Raw genomic sequence first — 12,604 nt, forward strand, 5'->3', positions numbered from 1 at the left:
GCGCCTTCGGCCAATCCACCCGCGCAGCGGTGCATCGCCTGCGATCGCAGCGCGGTCGTTCAGATCCGGGCGCCGCGGTTGTAGCCGTCGACGAGCTGATTGTAGTCGCGCATCAGCCGCGCCGGCGATCCTTCCACCATCCAGCCGGCGCCGGCGTTGCTCAGCATCATCTTCTCACCGGAGCTGTAGGGCACCTTGTCGCGAACGCGGCGCATGAGCTGCTTCGCCGTGGTGAGGAATGATTTGGCGCTGCCGATGAACATCGAGCCGAGCTTGGCGTCGTCGTCCTTGCCCGAGGCCTCGTCCATTGCCTTCACCGTGGCCTCATACTCGTTGAGCGCCTGGGTTATCGCGTCGAGGTTGGGTTTGTCGGCCTGCTGCGCGCGAAGCACGCGTTTGGCCTGGATCATCAGGGCCTCGACATAGTAGTGCGACTTGCGGCCTTCGCTGGCCTCGATCGCGGCCAGCTGCTCGGCGGCGCGCTTGTCATTGATGGCCTCGACGCCGGCGCGCAGCGCCTTGTCGGCGCCGGCAAACGCATCCCAGGCCGCGACCAAGCGCGGATGCAGCGTCTTGCCCTTGGCCATCTTGTCGTCCTTGTAGTTCTCCTGGGTGTAATAGTCGTCCGCCTCCTTCAGCAGCGGCTCAAGCGTGGTGACGGCCGCAACATACGCGTTCGCGGCGTCTTCAAGCTCGGCGTCGTGCGGGTCCGCTGCATTGGCAGCCGCGACGCTCGTCTTGCAGTCGGACGTGTCGTAGATCGTGTAGGTTCCGTAGATGATCCGCTCCTTGCCGGTGGGACCGCCCTTGGCGGCCCAGGAAAAGTAGCGTTCGCGGGATTCGTACGAGCGCGCCGAGAGGCGGTTGATGCACCCGACATAGGCGTTCATCTTGAGCGTCAGTTGCGCGGAGGAGGCGCTCCCCGACGGCGCAGGCGGGGCCTGTTGGGCAGCGGCAGGTGCGAGGAAAGTAGCGATGGCCGCAATCGCAAGGAAAGGGGAGATTTCGCATCGGAAGTTTGCCCTCATCTCAGCCGGAAGTTGGCCGCCTCAGCCCGGAAGTCTATGTGACGGCAGAGAATAACGTCACACGAGCCTCCGCCGAGGCCGCGCGGCACACTATCGACAGACTTGATTGTCGGCTACGGGCCGGAAGTCACGACCGCCGAACTTAGCGATAAGGTACGCGCCTAGCTGATCCCCAGCATCGCCTTCAGCTTCTTGACCGCGCTGTCGGGCGTCGTCAGCACTTCGCGGCCGGTGATTTCGGCGACGCGCTCGGCGGCCGGCGCCATGCTGTACTGCGCGAGCGCGATCAGGTCGCAGTCGCGCAGCTCCTTGGACGCCTCGATCACGATGCGGTCATGTTCGGCGCGGTCGCCGCGGTCGAGCGCCGCCAGCGCGCCCTCGGCAAGCTTCGGCACCAGCGTGACCTGTGACGGAAATTCCGGCGGCATCGAGGCCAGCGTCGGCGGAAAGGTCGAGAGCAGGCCGATGCGCTCACCCATGGTTACGGCATGTTCGATCATGGCCTCGTTCGGCTTCAGCACCGGCATCGACGCATGCGCGCGCGCGACCGCCTCGATGCAGGGGCCGAACGCCGAGCAGGTAAAGAGAATGCCATTGGCGCCGGTGCCGACAGCATAGCGCCCCATGGTCAGAAATCGCTCGGTCATGCGCTCGTCGAGCTTACCGTCGCGGGCGAGATCCGCAGACAGGCTGTCGTCGAGCAGGTTCATCAGCCGTGCCTCGGGCCAATGCCGTGCGAACGATGCCTCGATCGGCACGATCGAGTGCTTCAAGGCGTGAATGAGGGTGATGCGCATGATCGGCGTTTCTCCTTCTCCCTGCTCATTTTGCGGGGAGAGGCCTGGGATGAGGGGTTCTATCATCGTAACAGGTGAGAGGAGTATGCGCGCAGGCTCCCCCTCACCCGGATTGCTGCGCAATCCGACCTCTCCCCGCAGGCGGGGCGAGGTGACTTCACTTACTTGAACGGGATCGCGTACATCAACCCGCCCTTGCTCCAGGTGGCGTTGAGGCCGCGCTCGAGCTTCAAGGGGCTGGCCTTGCCGACATTGCGCTCGAAGATCTCGCCGTAATTGCCGCCGGCCTTGATCGCGCCGACCAGCCATTTGTTGTCGAGCCCGAGGCGTGAGCCGAGATCGCCCGACGCGCCGAGCAGGCGCTGGATCGCCGGGACCTGCGACTTCGCCATCTCGTCGGCATTGGCCTGGGTGACGCCGAGCTCTTCGGCCTCGATCAGGCCGTAATGCAGCCAGGTGATGATGTCGCTCCAGACCTCGTCGCCGTTGCGGGTGAACGGACCGAGCGGCTCCTTGCTGATGGTCTGCGGCAGCACGACGTAGTCGTCGGCCTTCGGGGCTGCGGTCGCGACCGCGCCCGCGAGCGCGGAAGCATCCTGGGTCATGGCGTCGCAGCGGCCGCCGAAGAAGGTCTGGTACATGGTGTCGACGCGGTCGAACACCAGCGGCTTCCAGTCGATGCCGTTGGCGCGGCCGTAGTCTCCGAGCGTCACTTCATGCGTGGTGCCCTGGGCGACGCACACGGTGGCGCCCTTGAGGTCCTTCAGCTCCTTCACGCCGAGGTCCTTCTTCACGACAAAGCCTTGGCCGTCGTAGAAATTGACCGGTCCCTGCCGCAGCCCAAGCGTGGTGCCGCGCAGAAAGGTCTGCGTCGAGTTGCGGTAGAGCACGTCGATCTCGCCCGATTGCAGCGCCGTGAAGCGGTTCTGGGCGGTCAGCGCGACGTAGCGCACCTTGGCGGGATCGCCGAGCACGCCGGCGGCAAGCGCACGGCAATAGTCGACGTCGAGACCCTTGAAGTTGCCTTGCGAGTCCGGCGCCGAGAAGCCGGCAAAGCCGGTCGAGACGCCGCACACCAGCGTGCCGCGCTGCTTGACGGTGTCGAGCGTCGCCGCGCTTGCGCCCGCGATGCCTGCGGCGAGAACGGTCAGAGTGATGATACCCCTCAGCATGTCTTCCTCCTCCTCCTAACGTTTGAGCATGATCTCTGCGCAAACGCTTCGCGTTTGTCGCGGGAAAACCGGTGCCCGTTTTTCCGGATCATGCTCCGTGACCAATATCCTTCAGCGCGCTGTCTACCGCAGCGCCTAGCCGTTCGACGATCATGTCGATGTCGCCGGACGTCGCGATATAGGGCGGGGCGAGCAGCACGTGATCGCCGCGCTGGCCGTCGGCGGTGCCGCCCGACGGATAGCAGCCGAGCCCGCCGGCGAAGGCCGCAGACTTGATCCGCTGATGCAGCTTCAGCTTGGGATCGAACGGCTGCCGCGTGGCACGGTCGGCGACCAGCTCGACACCCCAGAACAGGCCGCGGCCCCTGATGTCGCCGACATGGCGGTGATTGCCGAACCGTTCGGTGAGCCGCTGTTCGAGCTGGCGGCCGCGCTCCTTGACCTGGTCGAGCAGCTTCTCCTCAGCGATCACCTTCTGCACCTCGAGCGCGGCGGCGCAGGCGAGCGGATGCGCCAGATAAGTGTGGCCGTGCTGGAACGCGCCGGAGCCGTTGCGCACCGTGTCGACGATCGTGCCGCTGGCAAGCATCGCGCCGATCGGCTGATAGCCGCCGCCGAGCCCCTTGGCGACCGCCTGGATGTCGGGCGAGATGCCTTCCTGCTCCCAGGCATGCAGCGTGCCGGTGCGGCCCATGCCGCACATCACCTCGTCGAGGATCAACAGCGCTCCGTGGCGGTTGCAGATCTCGCGCACCGTCTTGAAGTAACCCTCCGGCGCCGGCACGCAGCCGGCGGTGGCGCCGACCACGGGCTCGGCGATGAAGGCCGCGACCGTATCGGGGCCGAGCCGTTGGAATTCGGCTTCGAGTTCGGCGGCAAGGCGCGCCACGAACGCCGCCTCCGATTCATCGTCGCGCTTCTCGTGATAGGCGAAGGCCGGCGTGACATGGCTGAACGAGGGTGACAGCAGCGGCGCGTAGGGCTCGCGGCGCCAGGCATTGCCGCCGGCCGACAGCGCGCCGAGCGTGTTGCCGTGATAGCTCTGGCGGCGCGCGATGAAGCGCGCACGCTTCGGCTCGCCGCGCTCGATGAAATATTGCCGCGCCAGCTTGATCGAGGCCTCGATCGCTTCCGACCCGCCGCTGACGAAATAGACATAGCCGAGGCCGCCGGGCTCGTGGCCGACGAGCCGCTCGGCGAGCTCTTCCGCAGGCTCGGAGGAGAAGAAGCCGGTATGGGCATAGGCGATCCTTGAAGCCTGCTTGGCGATCGCGGCCAGGATGCGCGGATGCTGATGGCCGAGGCATGACACCGCGGCGCCGCCGGAGGAGTCCAGAATCCGGTGGCCATCCTCCGCGATCAGCCAGACACCGTCGCCGCCGATCGCTTTTGGCGGGGTTTCGCGCAGGCTTCGATGCATCACGCGGCTCTTGTTGGCTGCCATGACACTCATCCTTTCTCGACAAAATATTGCGACATCTCGGCAAGCCGGCCCTCGGTCTCCTCCAGCTTGTGCTTTGCCCCGGCGCCGCCCAGCGTGAAGGCGACGGCGGCCAGCGACTGGGCGACTGCGATCGCGCCGGTGAGGCTCGGGAAGAAGCCGGGGGAGGAGGCGGCTTCGAACAGCAGCAGATGATCGGCGCCTTCGGCCATCGGCGCGCTGATGGTGTCGGCGATCGCGATCAGCGCGGCGCGCGCCTGATGCGCCGCGCGCGCCGTCTCGACGCTGACCAGGGTGTAGGGCGCAAAGCCGATCACGACCACGGCGTCGCCTGAGCGGAAGGCGCCGTGGTCGAGATCGAACGGGCCGGAGCCGCCGACCAATTGCACGGCGTCGGGGCGGAACAGGCGGAGCTGATAGGTCAGCAGTTCCGCGACGCTGCGGCAACTGCGAAACCCCGATATCCAGATCCTGTCCGCGGAGTGCAGCGCACGCGCGGCTTCCGCGATCGCGCTCGCTGAAATCCGCGCAAGGCCCGCGGCCTCGGCTTCCAGTTTGTCGTGCACCAGTTTGACATCGGCATTCGGCCCGGCGCGGCGGCTCCTGGCGCGGCCGGAGAACGGCGAACCCTGCGCCGGCCGGCGCGCCTCGGTGAGCGCGGCGCGCAATTCGTCCCAGCCGGAATAGCCGAGCGCCTTGGCAAGACGGGTGAATGAGGCAGGATCGGCGCCGGCGACGGACGCGAGCTCGCGCATCGAGCGGGTGGTGGCGTCGTAATCATTGGCGGCGACGAACCGGCCGACCTCCTGCAAGCGCATCGGCAGCGACGGCAGTGCGCTGCACAATTCGTTGAGGGGCGATGGTTTCGGCTGAGCCTGGGCCATGAAACATATGTTGCATGAATCTTAATTTGGTGCAACATATGAAGTGCGCAGGATTTGAGGTTGACGCGTCTTCCTCACGCGAACCGGTATCCATCCCGGTTCAAGTCCGGGACAGGCTTCGCTCGAAAACGCTCTTGCGCATGGCAGAAGATCGCTTCTCACTGGGGTCCTTGTGCTGTGACGACATCGACGCCGAAACGCCCTCCCGCCCGGCCCTGGCGGCTTTCGCTCAGCGATCCCCGCGTCGCGGGCCTGTTCTGGCAGATCCTGGTGGTCGCCATCGCGGTCGCCGTCGTCGCCTGGCTGTGGTCCAACGCGGTTCATAATCTCTCGGTGCGGCGCATCTCGACCGGCTTTGCCTTCCTCGGCCGTGAAGCCGGCATGCCGATCGCCGACAGCTGGATCGACTACACGCCGAAGAACACTTACCTGCGCGCCTTCATCGTCGGCGTCGTCAACACGCTGCGCGTCGCGGTCATCGGCATCGTGCTGGCGACCGTGATCGGCACGCTGGTCGGCATCGCGCGGCTGTCGTCGAACTGGCTGCTGGCGCGGCTCGCCGCCGTCTATGTCGAGGTGCTGCGCGACCTGCCGCTGCTGCTGCAACTCTTGTTCTGGTACGTGCTGATGCAGGGCCTGCCGGCGGCGCGCCAGGCGTGGAAGCCGGTCGACGGGGTCTATCTGTCCAACCGCGGCCTGGTGCTGCCGTCGGTGCCGCTGCATGAGGCCAATGACTGGACGCTCGTTGCGCTGGCCGCCGGCGTGATCGTCTTCCTCATCGTCAGGCGCCGCCTGATCGCGCAGCAGATGCTCGATGGCAAGGCGCGGCCGGCCTGGCCCTACGCGCTCGGCCTCATCATCGCGCTGCCTGCGCTGGTGTCGTGGCTTCTGGGTGCGAGCTGGAGCGTCATGCTGCCCGAGCTGCGCGGCTTCAACTTCGTCGGCGGGCTGACGCTCGCGCCGGAATATTTCGCGCTGCTGATCGCGCTCGTCACCTATACTTCGGCGTTCATCGCCGAGATCGTGCGCAGCGGCATCCAGGCGGTGCCGCGCGGTCAGTCGGACGCCGCCAAGGCGCTCGGGCTGAAGCGCAGCTTCGTGTTGCAGCACATCGTGCTGCCGCAGGCGCTGCGCGTCATCATCCCGCCGATGACCAGCCAGTATCTGAACCTGACCAAGAATTCCTCGCTCGCGGTCGCGGTCGGCTACCAGGACATCGTCTCGATCGCCAACACCACGCTGAACCAGACCGGGCAGGCGATCGAGTCGATCGCGCTGATCATGATGGTGTTCCTCACCATCAGCCTCGGCATCAGCCTGTTCATGAACTGGTACAATGCGCGGATCGCGCTGGTGGAGCGCTGAAATGAGCTCGGTCGCACACCTTCCGCAGGATCCGCTGCCGATCGGCCGGCGCCGCGCGCAGCGCACGCTCGGCGGCCAGATCGTGGCCTGGCTGCGTGCGAACCTGTTCGCGTCCGTGACGTCGAGCATCATGACGCTGCTGCTTCTGTTCGTGCTCGGCAAGGCGTGCATCGCGCTCTGGCAGTGGGGCATCGCCAACGCGGTCTGGATCGTCTCAGGCAACAACACTAGCGCCTGCCGCGCGCTGCGCGGCGTCGGCGCCTGCTGGGCGGTGATCCCCGAGAAGTACCGCTTCATCCTGTTCGGCACCTATCCGTTCAGCGAGCAGTGGCGGCCGGCGCTCGCGGTTCTGATCTTCATTGCGCTGTTCGTGGTCTCGAGCCGCCGCAGCTTCTGGCGCAAGGAACTGTTCCTGCTATGGGTCGTGGCCCTGATCGCGATCGGATGCCTGATGTGGGGCGGCTTTCTCGGCATGTCCTTTGTCACGCAGGATCGCTGGGGCGGGCTGCCGGTGACGCTGATCCTGGCGACTTTCGGATTGGCGTTCGGCTTCCCGCTCGGAATTTTGGTCGCGCTCGGCCGCCGCTCCAAGCTGCCGGCGATCCGCTCGCTCTGCGTGCTCTATGTCGAGCTGATCCGCGGCGTGCCGCTGATCAGCCTGTTGTTCATGGCGAGCGTCATGTTTCCGCTGTTCATGCCCGACGGCGTCAACATCGACAAATTGCTGCGCGCCCAGATCGCCTTCATCCTTTATGCCGGCGCTTACCTTGCGGAAGTCGTGCGCGGCGGCCTGCAGGCGGTGCCGCGCGGACAATATGAGGCCGCCGATGCGCTCGGACTGTCCTACTGGGAGAAAAACGCACTGATCGTGTTGCCGCAGGCGATCCGCCATGTGATCCCGCCGCTGGTCAACACCTTCATCGCCTTCTTCAAGGACACCAGCCTGGTCCTGATCATCGGCATCTTCGACCTGCTAACGACCGCGAAGACCGCGATCGTCGATCCGGCCTGGCAGGCCTTCAGCGTCGAGGTCTATGTGTTCGTCGGCGTGATCTACTTCGTGTTCTGCTTTGCGATGTCGCGCTACAGCCGCGGCCTCGAGGCGCAGCGCGCGCACGGCTGAGCGATCCGGATTCTCCGTCGCTTGCCCTCACATGCCGGTGCCGGCCTGGCCCGTCCCGGCCTTAACGATGCGGCAACCAAGACGTCGCCGATGGTTGGCGCAAAAGCGCGGCTGGCACAGATTGCACTGGGCGATGTTCCGCCCCTCATTTATCTTGAGCGCCGTGGATTCGCGAGCGCGCGCGATGACGGAAATCATTGTTCGCGTGAGCATCGTTCGAGGTGCCGTTGATTTGTTGATTTGGTGCGTGCCTGACAGGGCTTCACTTTTGATTTTTGCCGTACGCCAATGGCCGAAGACAACCCCGTCTATCCGGAGAGCACCCGAAGCCAGGTCGACGATGCCCTGCAAGGGTTTTCGACCGATGAGCTTCGCCAACTCCTGGCAGAGATCGAGCAACTCCTGAGTGTTGAAGCTGTGCCTCGCCGACCGAGACTGCGACTGGCCGGAGGCACATACGTGAGCGAGTATACCGCGCGCGCAAACATCGACCACTATCTGGATCTTCTGAAGCGCCCGGACGTTCCGACCAACACGAGATCGATGCTCAACAAGCGGCTGCTCGAGGAAGAAGACAAGCTCGGCCGGCGACGCGAGCAACTGGAGTTTGCCGAAAGCAGGGCCGCAGCGTGCCGGGATCGTGCAGATCGTCAACGGCGTTTGACGGATTCGTTCGCACCGGATTCGGCTGACCGGGAGCAGGCCGAAAGGCTGCTGGTCAATTTCGAGGCGCTTGCACAGCTGGTCGAAGGATTTTGTCGCCAGATGCGCCACACGCTGAACCATAGCCCGCTTTAAGCGTGACGCCGCCTCGGTTCCGCGCGGTCCCTTTGTCGTCGTCATCTTCCCGCGCCCTGTCGGGCTTTGACCGCGTAGGCGCTTCGCCCCGGTCGGTGCCAGGCGACGGGGATACTCCGGTCATGGCGGGCCGGCATCACGAGGTCCGGAGACGTGTGTGGCCCCAGTGGGCTTGCAAAGTGATTGCGATCCTATTTATGATCATAAAATGGATAAATCGGTCCTCCCGTCGCTCGACCCCTCGCGCCGCGCCTCGATCAAGCGCAAGCGCTCCGACGCGGTCGCCGACCTGATCCGTAGCCACATCTTCCAGGCCGGCTTGCAGCCGAATGACCGGCTGCCGCAGGAGGGGGAGCTGATCGAGATGTTCGGCTGCAGCCGCTCGACCATCCGCGAGGCGCTCAAGTCATTGGAAGTACAGGGGCTGGTGCAGAACACCACCGGTCCCGGCGGCGGCGCGCGGGTGGCGCCGGTATCGATCAACCGGATCGTCGGCCTGCTCAGCAACTACTTCTATTTCCAGTCGGTCTCTACCGCGCAAATCTACCAGATCCGCCGGCTGATCGAGCCGGAACTCGCCTTCAGCGTGATCGGCCACCTCACGGCCGAGCATTTCGCCGCACTGGAAAAGGCGATCGCGGTCCAGGAGCATCATCCCGACGGCGACGCCGATTGGGAACATCATCGCCACGCCGAGATCGATTTCCACGACATCCTGATCGAGGCCTGTCCCAACCCGCTGCTCGGCCTGATGTGCCGGTTCGTCAACGAGGCCATCAGGCATCTGATCGGCAAGCTCGGCGTGCAGGAATTCGCATCCAGCTTCACTTGCGAGAATATCGAGTTTCACAAGCGTCTGATGGCCGCGTTCCGCTCCGGCAATGCCGCGCGCGCCCGGCGCGTGATGCTCGATCATGTGCTGAGCGCCGAAGCGGTGGTCGTTCCCGCGGAAGACCGGCGCATCGATCTGCCCGTCTTTCATCAGCCGTTGCGGCTCGATTGAACCGCATCGGCCGACTGCTGCATCACGCCCTGGAGAAAACGACAATGGACACGCGGCGCGAGAATGAGTTGTGGAGCTGGTCGGCCGTCGATCTGGCGCGTGCGATCGCGACGCGCGCGATTTCCAGCCGGGAAGCGGTGCAATCCAGTCTCGATCGCATCGCCGAGGTCAATCCAGCTTTGAACGCCATCGTCGCGGTCCTCGCCGACGAGGCGCTGGCCGCCGCGGACGCGGCGGATGCCGCGGTGAAGTCAAGCGCGGAGCTCGGCGCGCTGCATGGCGTGCCGGTCACGGTCAAGGTCAATGTCGACCAGCGCGGCCAAGCCACCACCAACGGCGTCGTCGCCTTCCGCGACGTGATCGCCACCGAGGACAGCCCGGTGGTCGCGAATCTTCGCAAGGCGGGCGCGGTCATCGTCGGGCGCACCAACACGCCGGCCTTCTCGCACCGCTGGTTCACCAACAACAACCTGCACGGCGCGACCTACAATCCGTGGAGCCGTCGGCTGACGCCGGGCGGCTCCAGCGGTGGCGCCGCATCGGCGGTCGCTTCCGGAATGGGCGCGATCGCGCATGGCAATGATTTCGGCGGCTCGATCCGCTATCCCGCTTACGCCTGTGGCGTCGCCGGCCTGCGTCCGACGCCGGGGCGGATCCCGGCGTTCAATCCGTCGGCAACCAGCGATCGTCCGATCACCGCGCAGATGATGTCGGTGCAGGGGCCGCTGGCCTGCTCGGTCGCCGATCTCGGGCTCGGCCTCGCCGCGATGGCGCAGGCGGACGCGCGCGACGGCACCTGGCTGCCGGTGCCGCTGCAAGGTCCAGAGCTCAAGCATCCGATCGGCGTTGCGATCGCGCCGGTGCCGTTCGGCGACGAGGCGCCGGAGGTGAGCGCGGCGGTACGCGCCGCCGGGCGCTGGCTCGCGGAGGCCGGCTTTGCCGTGGAGGAGACCGTGCCGCCGCGGCTCGCGGAGGCCGCCGATCTCTGGCATCGCCTCGTCATCAACGAGGAGCGGCGCGTGCTGGCGCCGATGATCCGCAAGTTCGGCGACGATCGGAGCCGCTACAATCTCGAGTGCCATATCGCCTACGCGCCCGAGCTCGACGGCGATCAGGTGCTCGCCTGCTTCGAGCAGCGGCTGGCGATCGTGCGGGCCTGGCAGCTGTTCCAGGAGCGCTATCCCGTCATCATCCTGCCGGTCTCGGCGCAACTGCCGTTCCGTTTCGATCAGGATCAGGAAGATGCGACGGTGGTCCGCGCGCTGCTCGACGCGCAGCGGCCGCTGCTTGCGGTGCCCGCGCTCGGCTTTCCGTCGGTCGTGGTGCCGACCGGGACCGCCGGCGGCGTGCCGGTCGGCGTGCAGGTGATCGCCGGCCGCTTCCGGGAAGACGTCTGTCTCGCGGTGGCCGAGCTGATCGAGGCGCGCGCATCAAAGCTGACGCCGATCGACCCGCGAGACTAAACCAACAACAAAGCACTGAGCATCAAGGGAGAATATCACGTGACGAATGCACCGATCTGGCAATGGTCCGCCGTCGACACGGCCAAGGCGATCCGAGAGAACGAAGTGACCTCGGAGCAGGTGGTTCGCGCGCATCTCGACCGCATGAAGGAGGCCAACCCGGCGCTCAACGCCGTCGTGGTCGATCTCGGCGCCTCAGCGATGCAGGCCGCCAAGGCCGCGGACGAGGCGCTGGCCGCGAGCAAGCGCGGAGGCGGCGCCGTCGGGCCGCTGCACGGCGTGCCGGTCACGATCAAGATCAACATCGACGTCGAGGGGCAGGCCAATTCGAATGGCGTGGTGGCATTCAAGGACAACATCGCGCCGGGCGACTCGCCGGTGACGGCCAATCTCAAGAAGGCCGGCGCCGTCATCATCGGCCTCACCAACACGCCGGAGTTCTCGCTGCGCGGCTTCACCGACAATCCCCTGCACGGGCTGACGCTGAACCCCTGGGATCCCGATATCACCTGCGGCGGCTCCTCGGGCGGTGCGGGTTCGGCGGTCGCGGCAGGCATCGGCACCATCGCCCATGGCAACGACATCGGCGGCTCGCTGCGCTGGCCGGCGCATTGCAACGGCGTCGCCACCATCAAGCCGACGCAGGGCCGTATCCCGGCCTTCAACGGAAGCGCAACGGCGGAGCGGCCGATGCTGGCGCATCTGATGTCGGCGCAGGGGCCGCTCGCCCGCCATGTCGCCGACGTCCGCCTCGGCCTCGAGGTGATGGCGCAGCGCGACCCGCGCGATCCCTGGTACGTGCCGGCGCCGCTGACGGGGCCGAAGCCGGCTGGGCCGATCAAGGTCGCGCTCGCCAAGATCCCGGAGGACATGACGACCGATCGCGGCGTGATTGCGCTCCAGCGCAGGGCGGCGGATCATCTCGCCGATGCCGGCTATGCGGTCAGCGAGGTGGAGGTCCCCGACCTCAACAAGGTCTGGCAGCTCTGGTGCGACCTGATCATGACCGAGACCCGCGTGTTGCAGCAGGACCAGATGCTGGCGACCACCAGCGCCGACTTCCAGAAGACATTCCGCGGCTTCATGGCGCTGGCCAACCCGCTCGACCAGGCCGGCTACATGAAGGCGATCGCCGAGCGCTCGCGCCATATCCGGAACTGGATGACGTTCCTCGAACAGTATCCGCTGGTGCTGATGCCGACCACCGTGCGCAAGACGCCGGAGGTCAACGCTGATCTCGGCGGCGATCAGCGCGTCAAGGATTTGTTCTGGAACGACCTGCGCTTCATTTCGTCGATGAACGTGCTGGGGCTGCCGGCGGCCGTTGTGCCGGTCGGCCTTGATGAGGGATTGCCGGTCGGTGTCCAGATCGTCGGCTCGCGCTATCGCGAGGACATGTGTCTCGACGCCGCCGAGGCGATCGAACGCAAGGCCGGCATTCTGGCACGGCAATTGTGGCAGCGGCGCTGAGCGATCTCGGCACCACAACGCATTTATCCATTCGTATCATTCAACGCGCGCCGCGGCAAA

The 12,604-nt window shown here is 66.0% G+C and carries 12 protein-coding genes; 6 read left to right on the top strand and 6 right to left on the bottom strand.

The window, feature by feature from the left end; all coding sequences use genetic code 11:
- Positions 1-59 precede the first annotated feature (59 nt).
- From RX327_RS11460 to RX327_RS11480, 5 genes are all read right to left on the bottom strand, one after another.
- Positions 60-890, bottom strand: coding sequence for a YiiG family protein (locus RX327_RS11460; protein WP_244482671.1), 831 nt, complete (start codon positions 888-890; stop codon positions 60-62).
- 299 nt (positions 891-1,189) lie between these two features.
- Complete coding sequence (locus RX327_RS11465) at positions 1,190-1,825, bottom strand: aspartate/glutamate racemase family protein (protein ID WP_317250296.1); 636 nt, start codon at positions 1,823-1,825, stop codon at positions 1,190-1,192.
- Between the two features lie 161 nt (positions 1,826-1,986).
- Positions 1,987-2,997, bottom strand: coding sequence for an amino acid ABC transporter substrate-binding protein (locus tag RX327_RS11470; protein WP_028336994.1), 1,011 nt, complete (start codon positions 2,995-2,997; stop codon positions 1,987-1,989).
- 88 nt (positions 2,998-3,085) lie between these two features.
- On the bottom strand, positions 3,086-4,441 hold the full coding sequence (locus RX327_RS11475; RefSeq protein WP_050387877.1) for an aspartate aminotransferase family protein: 1,356 nt from the start codon (positions 4,439-4,441) through the stop codon (positions 3,086-3,088).
- 5 nt (positions 4,442-4,446) lie between these two features.
- A complete protein-coding gene (locus tag RX327_RS11480) occupies positions 4,447-5,322 on the bottom strand; it encodes a MurR/RpiR family transcriptional regulator (RefSeq protein WP_050387876.1) in 876 nt (291 codons plus the stop codon).
- A 177-nt stretch (positions 5,323-5,499) separates the two neighbouring features.
- Here RX327_RS11480 and RX327_RS11485 point away from each other — a divergent pair, with 177 nt between their 5' ends.
- Together RX327_RS11485 and RX327_RS11490 are read left to right on the top strand one after the other, a co-directional pair.
- On the top strand, positions 5,500-6,687 hold the full coding sequence (locus tag RX327_RS11485; RefSeq protein WP_050387875.1) for an ABC transporter permease subunit: 1,188 nt from the start codon (positions 5,500-5,502) through the stop codon (positions 6,685-6,687).
- A 1-nt stretch (position 6,688) separates the two neighbouring features.
- On the top strand, positions 6,689-7,810 hold the full coding sequence (locus RX327_RS11490) for an amino acid ABC transporter permease (protein ID WP_317250297.1): 1,122 nt from the start codon (positions 6,689-6,691) through the stop codon (positions 7,808-7,810).
- Positions 7,811-7,837: 27 nt separating this feature from the next.
- Here RX327_RS11490 and RX327_RS11495 read toward each other — a convergent pair whose 3' ends face one another.
- A complete protein-coding gene (locus RX327_RS11495; protein ID WP_167350464.1) occupies positions 7,838-8,188 on the bottom strand; it encodes a hypothetical protein in 351 nt (116 codons plus the stop codon).
- Positions 8,189-8,269: 81 nt separating this feature from the next.
- On the opposite strand from RX327_RS11495, the gene RX327_RS11500 reads away from it, so the two are divergent.
- From RX327_RS11500 to RX327_RS11515, 4 genes are all read left to right on the top strand, one after another.
- Positions 8,270-8,608 (top strand): hypothetical protein, encoded by a 339-nt coding sequence (locus RX327_RS11500; RefSeq protein ID WP_244482670.1) that lies wholly within the window; start codon positions 8,270-8,272, stop codon positions 8,606-8,608.
- 208 nt (positions 8,609-8,816) lie between these two features.
- Complete coding sequence (locus RX327_RS11505) at positions 8,817-9,611, top strand: FadR/GntR family transcriptional regulator (protein ID WP_050387872.1); 795 nt, start codon at positions 8,817-8,819, stop codon at positions 9,609-9,611.
- 44 nt (positions 9,612-9,655) lie between these two features.
- Positions 9,656-11,074: an amidase family protein gene (locus RX327_RS11510; protein WP_317250298.1), complete on the top strand. Its 1,419-nt coding sequence runs from the start codon at positions 9,656-9,658 to the stop codon at positions 11,072-11,074.
- 39 nt (positions 11,075-11,113) lie between these two features.
- Positions 11,114-12,544: an amidase family protein gene (locus RX327_RS11515; RefSeq protein ID WP_317250299.1), complete on the top strand. Its 1,431-nt coding sequence runs from the start codon at positions 11,114-11,116 to the stop codon at positions 12,542-12,544.
- Positions 12,545-12,604: the final 60 nt, after the last annotated feature.

Source organism: Bradyrhizobium sp. BEA-2-5 (assembly GCF_032918025.1).
Taxonomy (GTDB): Bacteria; Pseudomonadota; Alphaproteobacteria; order Rhizobiales; family Xanthobacteraceae; genus Bradyrhizobium; species Bradyrhizobium pachyrhizi.

Coding starts and splice junctions, on each gene's coding strand:
- RX327_RS11460 (WP_244482671.1), bottom strand. CDS start 890: ATGAACGCCTATGTCGGGTGCATCAACCGCCTCTCGGCGCGCTCGTAC.
- RX327_RS11465 (WP_317250296.1), bottom strand. CDS start 1,825: ATGCGCATCACCCTCATTCACGCCTTGAAGCACTCGATCGTGCCGATC.
- RX327_RS11470 (WP_028336994.1), bottom strand. CDS start 2,997: ATGCTGAGGGGTATCATCACTCTGACCGTTCTCGCCGCAGGCATCGCG.
- RX327_RS11475 (WP_050387877.1), bottom strand. CDS start 4,441: ATGGCAGCCAACAAGAGCCGCGTGATGCATCGAAGCCTGCGCGAAACC.
- RX327_RS11480 (WP_050387876.1), bottom strand. CDS start 5,322: ATGGCCCAGGCTCAGCCGAAACCATCGCCCCTCAACGAATTGTGCAGC.
- RX327_RS11490 (WP_317250297.1), top strand. CDS start 6,689: ATGAGCTCGGTCGCACACCTTCCGCAGGATCCGCTGCCGATCGGCCGG.
- RX327_RS11505 (WP_050387872.1), top strand. CDS start 8,817: ATGGATAAATCGGTCCTCCCGTCGCTCGACCCCTCGCGCCGCGCCTCG.
- RX327_RS11510 (WP_317250298.1), top strand. CDS start 9,656: ATGGACACGCGGCGCGAGAATGAGTTGTGGAGCTGGTCGGCCGTCGAT.